Source organism: Nitrospirota bacterium, from assembly GCA_016214845.1.
Lineage (GTDB): Bacteria > Nitrospirota > Thermodesulfovibrionia > UBA6902 > UBA6902 > SURF-23.
Map to the genome: position 1 here is coordinate 146,359 of JACRMS010000037.1, position 18,459 is coordinate 164,817.

Below are 18,459 nucleotides of genomic sequence, written 5' to 3' on the forward strand. Positions count from 1 at the left end.
ATAACCGTTGACAGGCAGGCGCAATAGTAATATATAACTGTTAAAGGGTGTTGCATGTACAAAAAGATTCTTGCGGCTGTAAATGAATTTTCAAATTCGGAGATAGCCTCGCGGTATGCGATAACGCTCGCGAAATCTTCTCACGCAAAACTTTATCTCGTGTTTGTTGCTGAAGAGAAGATAGAAAAGGACAAATTGCGTCATGCCGAGGCCGCGCTTGAGAGGCTCTTTTCAGAAGCCAGGAATACCGGTGTTGACGTTGAAAGTATTACGGAATGCGGCGAACCAGTCAGGAAGATAAAAGAATTAGTAAAGGAGCATGACATAGATATTGTCTTTACCGCCACGAGGAGAGAAGACGTAAAGAAACGCTTTTTTGTAAGGACCATCGCGAGACAACTTATGATGAAGCTGCCCTGTTCGGTTGCGATGGTAAGGGTAGTGAAGATGGGGGGGATACACCTTAAAAACATTCTCGTGCCTGTTCGCGGCAGGATAACCGGCCTCAAAGAAAAGGCATACTTCGTTGCAAAACTTGCGGAAGGCTCAGGCTCCAGTGTGACGCTTTTCCATCTGCATAAGCCAGGCGCAAGTTTCTTTCAGGGGGAGAAACACTTAAAGCCCGTTCAGAGAGATGAATATATTCCAAAAGATGTTGAGGAATTCCGGGAACATTTAAACAAATACAAAATACCGTATGAAAGGAAGACAGGACTTGGCAGCGTTGCAAGGGCAATAACAATAGAGGCCGCGCACAGGAGGAATGACCTTATTGTAATGGGAGCAAGCGACAGAAGTCTCCTGATCTCCATTGTAAAGGGAAATCCTGTAGAAAATGTTTTACGCGAGACCCCGTGCAACCTGATAATTTTCAGGGCAAGAAAAAGCTGACCGCTAACAATGAATATCCACAATCTCTCAAAAACAGAGGTGCTGAAAAATCTCGTTACTTCAGAAAAGGGGCTCTCTGAAACTGAAGCGGCAAGGAGGATGCATGAATACGGGCTAAATGAGATAAAAGAAGTAAGAAAAAAAGCTCTCTACCTAAGGTTCATTGCACAATTCACGCATTTCCTTGCCATGCTCCTCTGGCTTGCGGCGGGACTCTGTTTTTTATCCGAATACCTTCATCCGGGCGAGGGTCTTGTTTCACTCGGTATAGCAATAATTGTGGTTATATTGATCAATGCGGTTTTTACTTTTGTACAGGAGTACCGTGCAGAAAAGGCAATTGAAGCTCTGAAGAAGCTCTTGCCTTTTAACGTAAAAGTTGTAAGGGAGGGCATCAGAAAAGAGATCTGTGCTGAAAATATAACGCCGGGAGACCTGATACTCTTGAGTGAAGGGGACAAAGTCCCTGCTGACGCGCGGCTCATCGAATCAAATTATTTAATGGTAAACAACGCGCCTCTCACAGGAGAATCCGATACAAGGCCGCGAAGTCATGAAGCATTCGAAGGAGAGTATATTGAAAGCCCGAACATCGTCTTTGCAGGCACTCATGTTGTAAGCGGCTCAGGAAGGGCCGTTGCGTTTGCCACCGGCATGTCCACGGAATTCGGGAAGATAGCCCATCTTACAAGCGGTGTTCAGGAAAGATTAAGCCCGCTGCAGAAAGAGATAATAAAGGTAACAAAAATAATAGCCGTTATTGCCCTGACCACGGGGATATTCTTTTTTGCCCTTGGAATTTTCATCGGCAGGAGCTTCTGGCACAATCTGCTTTTTGCCATAGGCATCACTATCGCCAATGTGCCTGAAGGGCTTTTACCGACTGTTACTCTTTCTCTGGCAATGGGCAGCCAGAGGATGGCAAAGAAAAAGGCGTTGATAAAGACCCTCACATCAGTTGAAACCCTCGGCTCTGTTACGGTGATATGCACCGACAAGACAGGCACGCTGACGCAGAATAAAATGGAGGTGGAGAGGGTTTATGCAGGCGGAAGACTTATAAAGTCAGAAAATGGGAAGATGAGAAGATGGGAAGATGAGAAAAAGACAGGATCTGAAAGCTTCTCAACTTCTCAACTTCCCAGCCCCTCAACTTCTGCATTAGACATGCTCATGCAAGCCGCATCCCTCTGCAACAACGCGGTTTACGATAACGGGAAATACAAAGGCGACCCCACAGAGGCAGCCATCTTAAAGGCCGCGAGAGAAGCGATAGGAGACGTGAAAGCTGAACGCATACATGAGATGCCCTTTGACTCTGATAGGAAGAGAATGACGACGGTTTGCAAGACAGGGATTAGGGGTCAGGGATTAGGGATTAGTGGAAAAGACCATCCCCCCATCCCCCCCTTACCAAGGGGGGGCGAAGGGGGGTTGTTTTCTTTTACCAAAGGCGCTCTCGAAACGGTCCTTCCGTTTTGCACTGGAATTCTCAGGGACAATGAGATAAAAGCAATCAGCGAAGATGATAAAAAATCCCTCATGCAGGCCTACCATTCAATGATGGATGAAGGGTTTAGGGTAATCGCGTTTGCGTTTAAAGAGATTAACGATATTGATATTGGTAAGGGCGAACGGCCGTTCGCCCCTGCAGATTTGGAATCAAATTTAATTTTCCTCGGCCTCATGGGGCTTGAAGACCCGCCAAGGCCTGAAGTCCCTGACGCTATAAGAAAATGCCGCGATGCAGGTATCAAGGTCATCATGATCACGGGTGATGCGGGCAGGACGGCGGTTGCGGTTGCAAAACAGATCGGTCTTGTCAAAAATAATCCTTTAGTGATTGAAGGGCATGAAATAAATTTGATGTCTGACAGCGACCTCAGGGGAAAACTTTTATCAGATGAAATCATCTTTGCAAGAATGACGCCTGTTCACAAGATGAGGATAGTGACCATTCTTGAAGATGAAGGGGAGAGGGTCGCGGTGACGGGCGACGGGGTTAATGATGCGCCGGCACTGAGGAAGGCAAACATCGGCATTGCAATGGGACTGTCCGGGACAGACGTTGCAAAAGAGGCGGCGGATGTAGTCCTTCTTGATGATGACTTTGCGACAATTGTAAACGCAGTGGAAGAAGGAAGGGCAATATTTGAGAATATAAAAAAGTTTATCACCTACATCTTTGCGCACGGCACACCCGAGGCGGTCCCGTATGTGATGTTCGCATTTCTGAAAATACCTCTTCCCCTGACAGTGATGCAGATACTCGCGATTGACCTCGGCACTGAAACGGTCCCGGCGCTGGCCCTCGGGGTTGAGCCCCCGGAGGCAAATATTATGAAAAACCCTCCCAGGCCCCTTGATAAGGGACTTATAGACCGCTCGCTGCTTTTCCGCGGCTACATTTTTATCGGGCTGATAAGCGCGGTCGGCGTCCTTTGCGGTTACTTCTACGTCCTGTTCAGCGGAGGATGGCAATGGGGCACTGAGTTACCAATGGAGCATACCCTGGCCCGTCAGGCAGCCACCGCAACTTTTTTGGGAATTGTCATCCTGCAGATCGGCAATGTGTTTGCCTGCCGCTCATTCAAAGACTCAATCTTCAGGCTCGGCTTCTTTTCCAACAAACTGGTCATACTTGGAATAGCCGCCGAGATAATTCTGTCGGCGCTCATTATTTATCACCCGTGGGGCAACAGGATCTTCGGGACCGCGCCCCTAAGAGCGGATGTATGGCTGCTCCTGATACCGTTCAGCATAGGACTGCTTTTGGCAGAGGAATTGAGAAAATATTATGCAAGAAGATATAGTAACACCTAAAACATAAACCATAGAAAGGAGCAGCGCATGGAAAAGTTTTCAATAAGCGAAGTGATTGAACAGGCTGTGCAGACGGAAAAATTAGGCTACCAGTTTTACACCACAATGGCAAAGAGGTTTGAAAAAGACGAGGGGCTGAAGAAGCTGTTCGACACCCTCGCGACAAAGGAGCTGCGGCATGAAAAAATGTTTTCCGAATTAAAAGACATATCAGGGGAAGAAGAACCGGAAGGATGGGAAGAGGTTTCAAGTTATCTGAGGGCGATTGTCGAGTCGGAGTTCTTCCTCGGCAATAACAGCCACCTGCCTCTGCTTGAGCACGTCAAGACCGTGGAGGATGCCGTGAACTTTGCCATGGGCTTTGAAAAAGAAACATTGCTTTACTTCCACGCGGTCAGTGACATTGTCAAGGAGAAGGATGTTGTTGATGAGATAATCAACGAAGAGAGAAGCCACATCAAATGGCTCGCCAGGTTCAAGGAGAGCTTTAAAGCAAAATAACGAGGCTCTTGCAAAAGTCTTGTTTTGTCATTCCCGAGGTAGTAATCGGGAATCCAGCTCCTTTGAAAAACAAAGACTTCAGGATACCCGTTTTCACGGGTATGACGGCCCAAGTCATTTTGCAAGGACATTTGCAAGAGGCTCTAACGTTATGAGTTATCTCATGGGAACGCGTATCTCATTTATGCTGTAGTATTATACGTTGCTAAAGGAAACGGCATAAAAAGACGAAATCATATTGTATGGGCTTTAGTTTTGCATGGAAACAGCGTAAGCGTTTTACCGCTTTCATCGATCTTCTCATAATCGGGGTCCTCGGAAGCGCGATATATTTAATAGCTGTATTCACCACTGCACACGAGTTAATTGATAACTGGACAGGCAACAGGCGGTTTTTAGGACTTGAGCTTGATGAACTCGTGGTCGTATTTGCATTTCTTGGGATTGCTTTCAGTATCTTCTCAATACGCAGATGGAATGAGCTTCATCATGAAACAATCAAACGTGAAGAATCCGAGAAGAAGCTGCTGGAGCAGGAAAATAAATTCAGAGATTTAGTGGAGAAGTCGTTAGCAGGCGTTTACCTGGTGCAGAATGAAATATTCAGGTATGTCAATCCGGAGCTGGCTAATCTGTTTGGTTATACGGCAAATGAACTGATAGACAGGAAAGGCCCGGCAGATGTTGTATTGCCGGAAGATTGGCCTCTCGTTAAAGAGAATTTGCAGAAGCGGATGTCCGGCGAGGCCGGATCTATTCACTACAGTTTCAGAGGAGTAAAGAAAAATGGAGAGATCATCTATGTGTCTGTTTACGGCTCCAGAACATTATATCATGGACGGCCTGCCGTTATAGGGACGTTGCTGGATATTACCGAGCGCAAGCTGAAGGCGGAGGCGCTGAGGCAGAATGAGGAACGCATTATCAGGCAGAGCTGCGAGCTTGAAGCCATGAACGTGGAGCTGATGACTTTGCACAAAGTTACGTCGGCCATTAGCCACAAGCTGGACAGGCAAAGCCTCTTTAAAAATATTCTTAATGCAATAACCGAACTTGATATTATCAAGGTCAAACGTCAGGCCGGAATATTTATTGTAGAAGGCGACAGGTTAAATCTTGTCGCGCACCTCGGACACCCAAAGGCTTTTCTGGATATGCATGAGAACATGACAGTAAACGACTGCCTTTGCGGGCTTGCGGCAAGGACAGGAGAGATTGTAGTTTGTAAGGATTTCCATGCTGACCGCCATCACACAATTCAGTATCCCGGCATGGAGTCTCACGGGCATATAATTTTACCGCTGAAAACCGCAGATAAAGTAGTAGGGGTTTTGTACCTTTACCTGCCGCCCCACGCTGAAGTTGGCGAGAGTATACTTACTACACTCGGGACAATTGGAAATCAGATCGGCATAGCAATCAACAACTCCATGCTCTATGAAGAGACGAGGGAGCTTTCACTGCATGACCCGCTTACAGGACTTGCCAACAGGCGTATGATGGGCATTGTATTTGAAAGGAGCATTGCAAGGGCCAGGAGATTTGGAAGTTCCTTTTCAATCATCATGCTGGACCTGGATAATTTCAAAAAATATAACGACACCCACGGACATCCTGAAGGAGACAGGCTGCTTGTTGAAGTCGCCCGCATGCTGTCAGAGGAGGTAAGGGATCTTGACCTTGTTGCCAGATACGGAGGAGAAGAATTTTTGATACTACTTCCTGAAACAGATTTAAAAATAGCCTGCAAGGTGGCAGAGAGGATACGGAAATCCGTTGAGACAAAGACGGCGATTACCCTCAGCCTCGGCGTTACATCCTGTTATCCCGGGATCCAGAGCATGAAAGACTTTATAAAAGAGGCGGATGATGCATTATACCAGGCAAAGCAAAAAGGCAAGAACAGGGTTGAGGTAGCCGAGCCCGGATTGGTTGGCGGGTGAAACAGAGAGTGATATGGGAAAACTGAATTGCTGGGAATTCAAAAAATGCGGCAGCCTGACGCAGAGCCGCTTGCGGAGGTTATCTAAAATTTAATCGTCTGCGGCGCGCGGGGGCATGGGATGACGTCGCGGATGTTGTGCATCCCGGTGATATACTGCACCAGCCTCTCAAAGCCCAATCCAAACCCCGCATGAGGAGCGGAGCCGAACCTGCGGAGGTCAAGATACCATTGCACATTTTCAAAAGGTATCCCCAATTGGCCCATCCTCTCAGTTAATGCCTCAAGCCTTTCCTCGCGCTGGCTGCCGCCGATTATCTCGCCGATTTTCGGGACGAGCACGTCCATTGCGGCAACGGTCTTTCCGTCGTCATTCATCCTCATGTAAAACGCCTTTATCTCTTTCGGGTAATCCGTCACGATCACGGGCCCTTTATAGACCTTGTCAGTCAGGTAACGCTCATGTTCAGACTGCAAATCCAGTCCCCATTTCACGGGGAACTCAAATTTCTCTGTCGCCTTCTCCAGCTCTTTGACGGCATCGGTGTACGAGATGTGGACAAAAGATTTTTCGGAAAGGTTTTTAAGTTCGGCGATGGAGGTGTTCTTATAAAACTTTTCAAGAAATGCGATCTCGCTCTCGCCTTTCTCCAGGACCTTTCCGCACAAGGTCCTGAAAAAATCTTCAGCCAGCTCCATATCGTCTTTAATATCAGCAAAGGCCATCTCCGGCTCTATCATCCAGAACTCGGAAAGATGGCGCGTGGTGTTCGAGTTCTCAGCCCTGAAGGTAGGGCCGAAGGTATAAACATCGCCCAGCGACATCGCGAGAAACTCCGCCTCAAGCTGACCGCTCACTGTCAGATAAGCGCGTTTGCCGAAAAAGTCATGTGAAAAATCAATGCCGTTGTTGCCCCTCGGAGGTCTCTCCAGATCAAGCGTTGTCACTGTAAACAAATCACCTGCCCCCTCGCAATCGCTTGCAGTGATTACCGGCGTATGGACCCAGACAAATCCCCGGCCCTGAAAGAATTCATGCACCGCCTCCGCAAGGATATTACGCACCCTGAAGACTGCACCGAACGTGTTTGTCCGTGGCCTCAGATGTCCTATCTCGCGCAGGAATTCAAGCGTGTGCCCTTTTTTCTGCAAAGGATATAAGGCAGGATCGGCATCGCCGAAAATTTCAATCCCGGAAACTTCCATCTCGAACTTCTGCCCCTGTGCCGGAGATTCTTTCAAGATGCCGGTGGCTTTAATCGCGGCCCCGGTGTTGCAGTGAGTTAATTTCTGAAAAGCCGGTGATGTTTCAGCAATGACGAGCTGCAGGGTGTCCTGTGTCGAGCCGTCATTCAGCGCAATGAAGGCAATGCCCTTTGATTCGCGCCTCGTCCTCACCCAGCCGCAGACAGTGATCGCCTGCCCGGCGCTTCCGTCAGAAAGAATGTTTTTTATCCGAAGCCGTTTCATGAAATCCTCCCAGTTAATATGAATTCTATAATACCATGAAGATGGAAGATGGCTGAAAGTTTATTTTTTTTGTTCCCCTTTATTTAATTTTCATCTTTATATAAAATAAAACGTTTTTTCGTTTGAAATGGATACGGAAAGTTTTTTCTTCATAGGTTTTATCTGTTCCCTTTCGGCTGCAGCAATCTCTCTTCTGCCTGTCCCGAAAGTGAAAGGCCCTAACTGTATCCGCTTCACACCCGCCGCAATATCAAATAAGAAAGTCATTGATTTTTCCACTGAAGCAGCTGTGATATTTCGGGGGTCATCGAAATGATCATTACGCCTCTTGCGATAGTCTCTTTATCTGTACTGCTGCTCTTTCTGTCGGTGATGCTTGTGCCGCTTTTGAAAAACAACCAGCGTCTATTAATCAGTACATCTTTCACCCTGGCTTCAGCCGCTTCATTACTTGGCATAACAGGAGGCGTCTGGGCTGTCGGCGGAGCTATTACAAATAAAATGATCCTGCCTGTGGGACTGCCCGACCTTCCTTTTCATCTGAGGACCGATCCGCTTGCGGGTTTCTTCATTACGGTAATATGCCTGCTGTCGCTCTTTGTATCGATGTATTCTCTTGGCTATATCAAGGGATATTTAGGACGCAGGCCGGTAACAAGTCTTGTTGTTTTCTACAACATTTTTCTTGCAGGCATGCTGATGGTTGTGCTGGCGGATGACGCGCTGTTCTTTCTTATCGCGTGGGAAGTCATGGCCGCGGCCTCATACTTCCTTGTAATGTTTGAAGATGAACGCATAGAAAACAGGCGTGCCGCATTTCTCTATATAATAGTCGCGCATGTAGGGGCGATCGCGATACTCTTGTCCTTTGGAATCATGGCGGGCCTTACCACGGGTTTTGAAAGTTTCAGCGGCTACACGTTTGACGCCATGCGGCAGGCTGAGTTCCCTCTTAAATGGGCAACTGCCGCGTTCCTGCTGGCCTTTTTCGGGTTTGCCGCAAAGGCGGGCGTGGTCCCACTTCATGTCTGGCTTCCTGAGGCGCATCCGGTTGCTCCGTCAAATGTTTCCGCTTTGATGAGCGGCGTAATGCTTAAGACCGCCATCTATGGAATAGTGCGCGTGTCTTTTGATCTCCTCGGTACATATCCGTGGTGGTGGGGGGCCATTGTTTTGATACTCGGACTGATATCCGCTGTTATGGGCGTGCTCTACGCACTTATGCAGCATGATCTCAAGAGACTGCTCGCTTACCATTCCGTGGAGAATATCGGGATCATACTCATCGGCATCGGTCTGTCAATGATATTCACTTCATTTAATATGCCCATGCTTGCCGCGTTAGGCCTGATCGCAGGGCTTTATCATACAATGAATCACGCCATGTTCAAAGGACTGCTCTTTATGGGCGCCGGGGCCGTGCTTCACGCTACTAAAGAGCGCAATATGGAGGAAATGGGCGGACTGATACACCGGATGCCGTGGACAGCGGCGCTGTTTCTTATAGGGTGCGTTTCCATTTCCGCGCTGCCTCCTTTTAACGGGTTCGTGTCTGAGTGGCTTACGTTTCAGGCGTTTCTGCTTTCACCCGCGCTGCCAAGTCCGTTACTGAAATTATTGGTCCCTCTTGGCGCGGCGCTTCTCGCGCTGACAGGCGCGCTTGCCGCCGCCTGCTTCGTAAAGGCGTTCGGGGTAACTTTTTTAGGGCACTGGAGAGGGCATCATATGCCCCGCGTCCATGAGGCTGACTGGTTTATGCGCTCCGGTATGATATTGGCTGCGCTGACCTGTTTTTTACTTGGCGTGTTACCCACCCTGTTTATTGACTGGATGGACATAATTCCGCAGCAGTTGATCGGGACAAAGATCGGCGCGTCCTCAGGAACTTACGGCTGGCTGTGGCTTACGCCAGTTGCACAACAGAGGGCGTCATATTCAGGCCCGATAGTTTTTGTGGGCATATTGCTTGTCGTGGTTGCGGCGTATCTTATACTGCACGTCAAGCCCGGCGCAATACACAGAGTGCCTATCTGGGACTGCGGCTTTGGAAGGCTTAACCAGAGAATGCAATACAATGCCACATCTTTCTCAATGCCGATCCGCAGGATATTCGGCTTTCTTTTCAGCATCAGGGAACAGGTGAGGCTTACACCGAGGGGCGTATACAAGGCTTTTCCTAAAAGGTTAAATTATTATCTTCGCGTAAGAGACCGTTTCTGGGGCTGGCTCTACAATCCGGTCATAGAATTCAGTTTCTGGGTATCGCGCATGGTGGGCAGGCTCCAGCAGGGGCGCATTCAGGCGTATCTCATATATTCTTTTATAACTATAATAGTGCTGTTGGTGTTTTCACGATGAAACTTTACAGATTCGTAATAGAATTTCTCCAGATAGCGATTCTCCTCGGGGTCGCGCCAGCGTTCACGGGATGGGTAAGAATGCTGAAATGCTGGTCGCAGGGACGCACATCAGCAGGCATATTTCAGCCTTACAGGGACATCCTGAAATTATTTTCAAAGGACATCTTTTTAGCTGATAACGCTTCATGGATATTCCGCTTCACGCCTTACCTTGTGTTCGGAACAGCCGTGCTTGCCGGAGCAATAATTCCCATGTTGTCACTGGAACTTCCTATAGCGTCCACTGCTGACGTAATTGTTCTTGTAGCGCTCTTTGCGATTGCGCGCTTCTTTACCGCGCTTGCGGGAATGGATATCGGGACTGCTTTCGGCGGCATGGGTTCAAGCCGCGAAATGACAATAGCGTCATTGGCCGAACCTGCCATGCTCATGGCTATATTTACAGTTTCGCTGGCAAGCAAATCAACTTCACTGTCGCAGATGGTGCATGTTATCTACAGCGGTCAGATCGCTTTAAGGCCTTCACTCGCGTTTGCCTTTTTTGCTTTTATATTGATCGCCCTTGCTGAGACCGGCAGGATACCGGTTGATAATCCGGCCACGCACCTTGAACTTACAATGATCCATGAGGCCATGATACTTGAATATTCGGGAAGGCATCTGGCGCTTATAGAATGGGCGAGCATGATGAAGCTCTTTCTTTTTGTCATGCTGGGGGTTGCGGCCTTTGCTCCCTGGGGCATTGCGGAAACAGGCGATCTCGCCGCAATCTTTCTGGCGTTTGTATTTATGCTGTTAAAGCTTGTAATTGTCGGGACCGTGCTTGTAATGATAGAGACAGGTCTTGCCAAGATGAGGATATTCCGGCTGACCGAATTTTTAGGGTCGGCGTTTTTACTTGCAACACTCGGGATGCTGTCTTATTTTATTTTGGAATGAGATGGAGAATAAGGTGTTAGGGGTCAGGGATTAGGGATTAGTAAAAAACTAACCCCCAACCCCCGATCCCCAATCCCTAAAAATGATATGGATTTAAATGTTGCCGCACAGTTAAATAGTTTTTTGGCCGCCTTTGTGCTGCTTACCGCGTTTGGAATGCTGGTGCAGAGGAGGATGTACGGGCTTGTGCACCTGTTTACATGGCAGGGACTTTTTTTATCGATCAATACGGCCGTTGTCGGTTTTGTCGCCGGGAAACATCACCTTTATATATCGTCCATTCTGACATTGTCTTTGAAAGTCATCCTGCTTCCCTATATCCTGCACGTGCTCATACGGCGGCTCAAGGTACACAAAGAGGTGGAAGTGGTAGTGAACATTCCCATGACAATGATGATGGGCATAGCCCTTGTTATATTCTCTTATTACCTGATGGCCCCTGTTACCCAGCTTTCCACTCTCGTTACACGCTCGACGCTCGCTGTCGCGCTTGCCACCGTCATGATCGGGTTGCTGATGATGATAACGAGAAAACATGCCGTCACGCAGATAATAGGATTTCTTGCTATGGAAAACGGGCTCTTCTTCGCGGCCACCAGCGCGACATACGGGATGCCGCTCGTGGTGGAATTGGGAGTAGCGCTTGATATTCTGATCGCGGCGTTCATATTCGGGATATTCTTTTTTCATATACACACTACCTTTGACAGCCTGGATGTCGACCAGATGGCAAGGCTGAAAGAGGAGGATTGAAAGTAGCGATAAGCTTTCAGCAATAAGCGGTAAGCTTTTCGTCATTCCCGCGAAGGCGGGAACAAGAGAGAAGACGGTTTTTGTAGTTTTAGCTTAGAGCTAATCGCTTAAAGCTATTTTAAGGAGCAGACATAATGTTACTGGTTTTACTACTGGTGCCGCTTTTTGCGGCGGTGATACTGGGGTTTGTGGGAGACAGGAAGTTTGCGCCCGAGATAAACATCGCCGGGTCAGCCGCAACATTTGTAGCGGGCGCGGGACTTGCTCTGCAGGTTTATGAGCAGGGGCCGATGCTTGCCGGAGGGAAGTTTTTCTTCGTTGACGCGTTCAATGTCTATCTGGCTGTGCTTACATCTTTTGTCTCCATGACAACGGCGATCTTCAGCAGGAGATATATGAGGAGGGAAAAGGAGCACGGGCGGGTAGGGCACGTAAGGATGCGCTTCTATCACGCGATGTTCCAGCTTTTCATCTTCGCAATGCTTTTGTGTTTACTGACAAATAATATCGGCGTGCTCTGGATCGCTATGGAGCTCGCTACATTGTCCACGGTCCTGCTCGTCTCCCTATACAGGACACCTACCGCAATTGAGGCGGCGTGGAAATATTTCATACTCTGCGGCGTTGGTATCGCGCAGGCTCTCTTTGGAACGGTGCTGCTGTACTTCGCCGCTGAAAAAGTCCTTGGAGAAGGCGGCGAGGCGCTTCTCTGGACCAACCTGAGCCAGGTAAGCGGAAGCCTTGAGCCTACAGTTCTCTCTCTTGCCTTTGTATTTCTCATGGTAGGGTACGGCACGAAAGTCGGCCTTGTTCCCCTGCATAACTGGCTGCCGGACGCGCACAGCGAAGGCCCCACACCCATATCCGCCGTGCTTTCAGGCCTTTTGCTGAACATCGCGCTTTATGCCCTCGTAAGATGCAAGGTGCTTGTCGACGGTTCTACCGGCACACACCGCGCGGGAAATATAATGATGGGCTTCGGACTGCTCTCAATACTTGTTGCGGCTTTCTCTCTCCTGAGGCAGAAAGATATTAAACGCATGTTCTCTTATTCATCCATCGAGCATATGGGAATAGCGACCTTCGCCTTCGGCCTCGGAGGGCCCATTGCAACATTCGGCGCGCTCCTGCACATGCTCGTGCACAGTCTCGCAAAGTCATCCATATTTTTTACCGTAGGCCATGCCTCCCAGATGCACAGGACACAGGAGATGGACAAAATCAGAGGTCTCTTCAAAGGCAATTCACTGGTCGGATGGGGACTGATGTTCGGCGTAATGGCAATCGTAGGAATGCCGCCCTTTGGTGTCTTTACAAGCGAGTTTCTTATATTGACGGCAACAATAAAAGACGCGCCATTGTTGACGCCGTTTCTTCTGCTGGGTCTTGGGGTGGCTTTCGCTGCCCTTTTCAGAAGGGTGCAGCCGATGGTCTCAGGCGATATGCCGCCTTATCAGAAGCCCATAAAAGTAGCGCACCTGCCTGTGCTGCTGCATATGGTGCTGGTCCTTATTCTCGGCGTTTATATGCCGGCGTTTCTTAATAACTGGTTTCATACCGCAGTGGAGTTATTGAAATGAGCATATTGAAAAACGCGATAATATCAGCCCTCGGAGTGGAAGCAGTGTTTGATGGAAACAATTATCCAGCTTCCATGGATTTCTGCGTTGTGCCGAGAGGGAAATTCGTAGACGCCGCAAAGGCGATGAAAAAGGTCCACGCCCTTCTTGCGGCTGAATGGGCTTCCGACGAATCGCAGCTTGGCAGGGGCTTCGGCGTATTTGCCTGCTACAGATGGGGTGCTGAGTACCTGATCGTAAAGATCGAGCTTCCGTATGATGATCCGATCTTTGCCAGTATCACGAATAAATTTATGCCTGCCTACCGTTTTGAACGCCAGATGAAGAGCCTCATGGGTGTCGTGCCTGTGGGGCATCCTGACTTGAGGCCGTGGATAAAATTTGAAGACTGGCCTGAAGACGCATGGCCGCTCAGGAAATCCTTTGACGCTTTAAAGCCGATGCCGCGTGTTGCCGGTGAATACAAATTCGTCAGGGCGGAAGGGGAGGGCGTTTATGAAATACCGGTCGGGCCTGTGCACGCGGGAATTATTGAACCGGGGCATTTTCGCTTTCAGGCAGTGGGAGAGGACATTCTCAATCTCGAAGAGAGGCTTGGATATGTACATAAAGGGATTGAGAAAAGATTTGAAGCGCTTTCATGGCAGGAAGGCTCAAGGCTTGCTGGACGCGTGTCAGGAGATACAACCGTCGCGCACAGCCTCGCTTATTGCATGGCGTTGGAGACCATGACAGGATGCAGAGTGCCGGAGCGCGCGCAGTGGCTGAGGGCGCTTTTTCTTGAAAGGGAGCGCATTGCCAACCATCTCGGAGACCTCGGCGCGATCTGCAATGACGCAGCCTTCGCGTTCATGCTTTATCAGATGTCGAGGCTCAAGGAGATTATGCTTCGGACAAACCACAAACTGTTCGGGCACAGATTTATGATGGACAGGATAATCCCCGGAGGGGTATCGGTTGATATTGGTCCGGACGGCAGGGAATTAATATTATCTGAGCTGAAAAAGCTCTTAAAGGAATTCAACAGGCTCGTGATTATCTATGATGAGAATTCATCACTTGAAGACAGGGTGCGGGAGACCGGTATTCTCATCCCTGAGAAGGCGAGAGAATTGTGCGCGGTGGGGATTGTCGCGAGGGCCAGCGGGCTTAATCTCGACTGCCGCACGCAAAATCCTTTTCCGCCTTATGACCGCATCGGCGTGAACGTTCCGGTGCTTATTTCCGGCGACGTGCACGCAAGGGCGTGGGTCAGGGTCGAAGAGGTAAGAGAGTCCATACGGATCATCCGCGAGATAATTAATGCGCTTCCATCCGGCGCGATATCCGCTGAGGCTGGAATTCCTGCGCCGGATACGTCAGGGTTTTCCGCTGTGGAGGGATGGCGCGGAGAGATTGTCTACTGGCTCCAGGCAGGGCCGAATAGCGAAGTCAACAGGTGCATGGTAAGGGACCCCTCCAGCGTCAACTGGCTTGGGCTTGAGCAGGCGGTGTTAGGCAATATAGTGCCCGACTTTCCGCTCTGCAATAAGAGTTTTAATCAGTCATATTCGGGGCATGATCTGTGAAAGGAGAAAATATGTCCTATAAGGCATATAAGACCTATAACCAATGAAAATACTCAATCAAATTCTAAGGACAGGGATTGTAACGGAGGCGCTGCCGCCGGAGGTTGAAGAAGAGATAAAGGCTGTCGGCACAAAACTGGAGGAAGCCATCAGAAGGCGTTTCAGCAGGAGCCTTACTATCCGGCAGGTGGATGCGGGCTCGTGCAACGGATGCGAGCTTGAGATCCACGCGATAAATAATCCAATCTACAATTGCGAGAGGTTCGGTATGCATTTTACCGCTTCCCCCAGGTTTGCGGACATGCTTTTGGTCACAGGCCCTGTGACAAGGAACATGGAGATAGCCCTACGCAGGACGTATGATTCAACGCCTACTCCGAAACTTGTTGTTGCCGCGGGAGACTGCGGTTGTAACGGCGGGATATTCGGAGAGACCTACGCTTCTCTGGGCGGCATAGACAAGGTCATTCCGGTAGACGTTTATATTCCCGGCTGCCCCCCGACCCCGATAGCGCTGCTCCACGGGATACTCAAGGCAGTAGAGGTAAAATAACTTCGGCCACAGATTATCGCAGATAAGCGCCGATAAAAAAAACTCAGTTCATACTGGACCCAAAGGTTAGATTTGAAATTAATAAATCCGCGTCAATCTGCGTAAATCAGCGGCTAACCGGGTTTCTTGGAATCAAATATCTCTTTTACGCGTCCTACTTCTCCGCTTTCCAGACGCACTTTGATACCGTGAGGATGCGAAGGCGACTTGGTTAAAATATCCCTTACTATTCCTTCTGTCAGTTTCCCGGAACGCTGGTCCTGTTTCAAGACGATTGAAACACGTAATCCAGGTCTTATATCCGAGCGGTTATTGCCAATCATACTTTTCTCTCCTGTTAGACCAGATTTTCAAGAAGGACTTTATCTTAAAACGCCCTGACGCGGAAGAGGGTGCCGCTGTAGTTGAAGACGACCCCTGTCTCGGTAATTTCCTTTATCGTCAGATTTTTTGCCACCGTATCGCCTTCGCGTAAAATATCACCGTTAACATTCACCATCCGGGTGTCGGAGCTGTTGGAATAAATATGCCCGAGAATGGATAGCTTCGGAAGCTCGCCCTGGACATTTTGAGGCAGCTGGCTTAATTCCGGGATGCTGTTGGTTGAGGCGGTTTTATTTGTATCCGGCTGCTGTGGTTCCTGCAGTGCAGGAATTGTTTTGGGAGATTGTTTTCTTAGTGTTTCAGTTGCAGCAGCTTTAGGCAACTTCATGCTCGCGACTTTTTTAGGTGGTGTTATTGCGTCAACTGCCGGCAATGGCGGCGCTTGATCTTCAGGTTTTGATTCCTGTTTGGTTGCTTTCGCAGTTGATTGCTGCTCCTGCTTTACCGTTTTAGATGCAACGTTTTGCTTCCCTGAAGCGGCAGTATTTACTTCCCTTGCAGGTTTTTCTTTAGCGGCCTTTACGGATGAGCTGTGTGTATCAAATATCTTATCACTAACCTTTTCAGTAACTATGGATTTATTCGTTTTTGTTTCTGCGGCTGTTGTTTCATGCTGCTGATCAGCGGCAGTTTGAGCCGTAGTGTTTTGATTGCCTCTATCCCGTGGAAGGAGCCAGACTGCCAATATGCCGGCGTTCAGAATCAATGCCGCAAGCACAAGATATTGCCAGACGGGACGCTTTCTCTGCTCTTCCGGCGCAGGAATATGTACCGTCATCAGGTCCGGTACGGAGCCCCGCTGGCGTTTCTGCTCAATTTTTTTCAGCGCATCAAGTATAAATGACATATATTTTAATTCATTGATACAGGGTTACTCATTCTGTCATTCTGGCTTGTCCAGAATCTTTTGTGATTCTCAAAGAGTCAGAAAGATTCCCGGCAAGCGGGAATGACAGCAAAAGAACCACTTATTTTTTTACTAACAGCGGCTGCTCCTTATCAACAGCAGCGTTAATTGCGATAATTGTCTTGGGGCCTATTATGCCATCCGGTTTCAGTCCCTCAGTGAGCTGAAATTTTTTTACCTCTTTAACGAGGGCGGCATCATAGACCAAACTTTCCCGTGGCTGGGCCTGTAGTCCCTGCATAGCTGATAATCGCTCGCTCAGCCACCGCACAACCGTCCCCTTGTCACCGGGCAGGATGTCGCCGTGATAATCAGCCGGAGCTCTCCACAAAAGCGTGAAGTCACCGAGCCAGTGTGATTCGATATCTTTGACGGGAACTCTTTTGGTTGACGTTCCTATTGTCAAAGCAGCAGTCTCCCCTTCAAATGCATTTAAAGCAGCGGAAAAAATCTTTCCCTTTTCATCCGTGAGTTTCAACACCGCGGGGCTGTTTAACTGACGCAGTGTGTTTAAACTGCCGACGTCATTAAGACATTGTAAGCCGTTTGCCTTTGCCTGTTCGCACGGCTGAACATTTTTCCGGGGTTGGTATACGATGCCCCACTGACTGAAAATGGATTGAAAGGCCGTCTCGCTGCTTCGATTAAATGGTTGACCTTCAGGCCATTCCAGTTTGTCGGGTAGAGGAGATTGAATGACGTTGATCGGTTGTATGACTGTTACCGGCTGTATTACAGTTGCCTGTTGTTCTGTTGTCTGTTGAGGAACATTTGCAGTGATCTTCCGTGATTTATTTAAGTCGTCCTTAGTATAGTAAGTTGCAGCCAGCACAACACCGACTACGGGAACCATAATTGCCGCAAGCCAGACAGCGGCTTTTTTGTATTGTCCCAAAAAACTGTTTCCCCCGAATACCTCACGCGAGGCTTTTATCACTATGGGTTTGGTGACCTCGTTTTTCCCAAGGGCAAAGGCCCCGAGCAGGGCGCGGTCGCAGAGGACGTTGATTAAACGTGGTACCCCTCCGCTTAATTCATACAATTTAGCAATTGCGGGACCTGTAAACAACTGTCTTTTTACACCGGCAATTGTCAGACGGTGCGAAACGTAGGACGCCAATTCTTTTTTAGATATAGATCCCAGATGGTAACGCGCAATAACGCGCTGAGAAAGCTGACGCAATTCAGGCTGTGCTAATTTCTCCCTGAGCTCAGGCTGTCCCAGCAGGATTATCTGAAGAAGCTTGACCTGGTTCGTCTCAAGGTTAGTCAGAAGACGAAGCTGCTCCAGAACATCGGCGCTCAGATTTTGGGCCTCGTCAATTATGAGGACGGTCTTTTGCCCTTTTTCATGGGACTCGAGTAAATAACCGTTCAGGAGGTCCACAAAGACTTTTATGCTTGTATTGCCATGCGGATATTTTATTCCGAACTCATCACAGATAGTGGCCAGAAGCTCTTCGACGGTTAATTTAGGATTTACAATAAATGCAATCGCGGAGTTTTCCGGTATTTGCTCCAGCAAACAGCGGCAGACTGTTGTCTTACCGGTCCCGACCTCGCCGGTGAGCAGGACAAAGCCGCCGTCACTGTTGAAGCCGTATACCAGATGGGCCAGCGCCTCCCTGTGCTGCTCGCTCATGTAGAGATAGCGGGGGTCCGGGGCAATGGAGAAAGGCATTTCTTCGAGGCCGAAATATTCTTTGTACATAGTTTCCCATTACAAATCAGGTTGCCAAAAAACCATTTTGTAATTAATTAAGAGTAATACAAGAAACAGGGAAAATA

General features: G+C 48.7%; 14 protein-coding genes. 10 read left to right on the top strand and 4 right to left on the bottom strand.

The window, feature by feature from the left end:
* Positions 1–54 precede the first annotated feature (54 nt).
* The 4 genes from HZB61_14485 (at position 55) to HZB61_14500 (ending at position 6,158) form a co-directional block, all read left to right on the top strand.
* Positions 55–891: a universal stress protein gene (locus tag HZB61_14485; protein ID MBI5057816.1), complete on the top strand. Its 837-nt coding sequence runs from the start codon at positions 55–57 to the stop codon at positions 889–891.
* A 9-nt stretch (positions 892–900) separates the two neighbouring features.
* Positions 901–3,714 carry a cation-transporting P-type ATPase gene (locus tag HZB61_14490; GenBank protein ID MBI5057817.1) on the top strand — a complete coding sequence of 938 codons (2,814 nt, stop codon included), beginning with the start codon at positions 901–903 and terminating at the stop codon, positions 3,712–3,714.
* Positions 3,715–3,741: 27 nt separating this feature from the next.
* Complete coding sequence (locus tag HZB61_14495; GenBank protein MBI5057818.1) at positions 3,742–4,215, top strand: ferritin family protein; 474 nt, start codon at positions 3,742–3,744, stop codon at positions 4,213–4,215.
* Between the two features lie 242 nt (positions 4,216–4,457).
* On the top strand, positions 4,458–6,158 hold the full coding sequence (locus tag HZB61_14500) for a diguanylate cyclase (GenBank protein MBI5057819.1): 1,701 nt from the start codon (positions 4,458–4,460) through the stop codon (positions 6,156–6,158).
* 83 nt (positions 6,159–6,241) lie between these two features.
* On the opposite strand, the gene asnS is transcribed toward HZB61_14500, so the two are convergent.
* Positions 6,242–7,627: an asparagine--tRNA ligase gene (asnS, locus tag HZB61_14505; GenBank protein ID MBI5057820.1), complete on the bottom strand. Its 1,386-nt coding sequence runs from the start codon at positions 7,625–7,627 to the stop codon at positions 6,242–6,244.
* Between the two features lie 312 nt (positions 7,628–7,939).
* Between asnS and hyfB the strand changes: the two genes are divergently transcribed.
* The 6 genes from hyfB to HZB61_14535 all read left to right on the top strand — a co-directional run bounded on the left by hyfB (position 7,940) and on the right by HZB61_14535 (position 15,380).
* Positions 7,940–9,985, top strand: coding sequence for a hydrogenase 4 subunit B (gene hyfB, locus HZB61_14510; protein MBI5057821.1), 2,046 nt, complete (start codon positions 7,940–7,942; stop codon positions 9,983–9,985).
* Entirely contained in the window at positions 9,982–10,926 is a 945-nt protein-coding gene (locus HZB61_14515) for an NADH-quinone oxidoreductase subunit H (protein MBI5057822.1), read from the top strand. Before hyfB ends, HZB61_14515 begins: the two co-directional genes overlap by 4 nt.
* An 87-nt stretch (positions 10,927–11,013) precedes the next feature.
* Positions 11,014–11,679 carry a formate hydrogenlyase gene (locus HZB61_14520; GenBank protein MBI5057823.1) on the top strand — a complete coding sequence of 222 codons (666 nt, stop codon included), beginning with the start codon at positions 11,014–11,016 and terminating at the stop codon, positions 11,677–11,679.
* A 134-nt stretch (positions 11,680–11,813) separates the two neighbouring features.
* Complete coding sequence (locus HZB61_14525) at positions 11,814–13,259, top strand: hydrogenase 4 subunit F (GenBank protein MBI5057824.1); 1,446 nt, start codon at positions 11,814–11,816, stop codon at positions 13,257–13,259.
* A complete protein-coding gene (locus HZB61_14530; GenBank protein ID MBI5057825.1) occupies positions 13,256–14,827 on the top strand; it encodes an NADH-quinone oxidoreductase subunit C in 1,572 nt (523 codons plus the stop codon). Before HZB61_14525 ends, HZB61_14530 begins: the two co-directional genes overlap by 4 nt.
* Positions 14,828–14,870: 43 nt before the next feature.
* Positions 14,871–15,380 carry an NADH-quinone oxidoreductase subunit B family protein gene (locus HZB61_14535; protein ID MBI5057826.1) on the top strand — a complete coding sequence of 170 codons (510 nt, stop codon included), beginning with the start codon at positions 14,871–14,873 and terminating at the stop codon, positions 15,378–15,380.
* A gap of 113 nt (positions 15,381–15,493) precedes the next feature.
* Here the strand turns inward: HZB61_14535 and HZB61_14540 are convergent, their stop codons facing one another.
* The 3 genes from HZB61_14540 to HZB61_14550 form a co-directional block, all read right to left on the bottom strand.
* Complete coding sequence (locus HZB61_14540) at positions 15,494–15,703, bottom strand: YwbE family protein (protein MBI5057827.1); 210 nt, start codon at positions 15,701–15,703, stop codon at positions 15,494–15,496.
* Between the two features lie 44 nt (positions 15,704–15,747).
* On the bottom strand, positions 15,748–16,611 hold the full coding sequence (locus HZB61_14545; GenBank protein ID MBI5057828.1) for a general secretion pathway protein GspB: 864 nt from the start codon (positions 16,609–16,611) through the stop codon (positions 15,748–15,750).
* 121 nt (positions 16,612–16,732) lie between these two features.
* On the bottom strand, positions 16,733–18,382 hold the full coding sequence (locus HZB61_14550) for an AAA family ATPase (protein MBI5057829.1): 1,650 nt from the start codon (positions 18,380–18,382) through the stop codon (positions 16,733–16,735).
* Positions 18,383–18,459 lie beyond the last annotated feature (77 nt).